The following is a 1,042-nucleotide window of genomic DNA, read 5'->3' on the forward strand; positions in this document are numbered from 1 at the left end:
GTGACGGCGGGCGACCGCACCCGCGGCCTGCTCGGCGCGGCCGAGCTGAAGCGGATGCGCCCCTCGGCCTACCTGATCAACACCTCCCGCGCGTCCGTCGTGGACCAGGACGCGCTCGCCACCGCCCTGCGCGAAGGCCAGATCGCGGGCGCGGGAGTGGACGTCTTCGACATCGAGCCGCTCCCGGAGCACCACGAATACCGGACGCTGCCGAACCTGCTCGCCACCCCGCACCTCGGCTACGTCACCCGCGACAACTACCGGGGCTACTTCGCCGAGGCCGTGGAGGACATCGAGGCGTTCCTGGCGGGCGAGCCCGTCCGCGTCCTGGCCTGAAGGAGCAGGGCCGCCGCCAGCAGTTGGGCGGCCGCCGCGAGGACGAGGGCGAGCGTCAGGGGCAGGCCGCCCGCCAGCGCCGCGCCGACCGCCCCGGCTGTGATCTTGAGGCTGGCCCCGGTGGTGAAGACCTGGCCGCGCAGCCCGGGCGGCGCGTCCCGGTGCCTGACGTCGAACACCGCGGCGAGCTGCGGTCCCTCGCCGGCCCCGGTGAGGACCGCCGCGACGACCAGCACCGCCGCGTTCGGCGCCGCCGCAACGAGCCCCAGCCCCACGGCGACGCACACCGCGGCGGCGGCGAACACCGTCTCCGGGCGGCGTCTCGGCGGCCAGCGCGCCGTGATCACGGTGGTGGCCATCGCGCCCGCGGCCAGCAGCGACAGCAGGAGGCCTCCGCGCCCCGCTCCGCCGAGATGCCGCTCACCCAGCGCGGGACTGGAGACGACCAGCATCCCGATGCCCGTGAAGGCGATCATGGAGGCCGCCGTGATCCGCCGCAGCCCCGGCACGCGCACGATGGCGGCGAACCCCGCCTTGAGGTCCGCGGTGAACGTCGCGGAGGGACGCGGCTCCTGGCGGGGCAGCACCAGGGCGGCTGGCACCGCCAGCAGGAGCAGGGCGATGGTCAGCGCCATCGCCCAGTAGACGTCGGCTCCCGCGATGAGCCCGGCGGCCGCGGGCCCCGCCAGCGAGGCCACGTTGTAGG

2 protein-coding genes are annotated in these 1,042 nt (G+C 75.7%); one reads left to right on the top strand and one right to left on the bottom strand.

Annotation, left to right across the window (positions count from 1 at the left end):
• On the top strand, positions 1-336 hold a 336-nt coding region (locus AB0J52_RS42065), incomplete at its 5' end, for an NAD(P)-dependent oxidoreductase (protein ID WP_500188912.1).
• Here AB0J52_RS42065 and AB0J52_RS42070 read toward each other — a convergent pair.
• On the bottom strand, positions 267-1,042 hold a 776-nt coding region (locus AB0J52_RS42070), incomplete at its 5' end, for an MFS transporter (RefSeq protein WP_500188913.1). The two genes, AB0J52_RS42065 and AB0J52_RS42070, sit on opposite strands and share 70 nt — an antisense overlap.

Origin of the sequence: Spirillospora sp. NPDC049652 (assembly GCF_040675125.1) — a bacterium.
Lineage (GTDB): Bacteria > Actinomycetota > Actinomycetes > Streptosporangiales > Streptosporangiaceae > Spirillospora.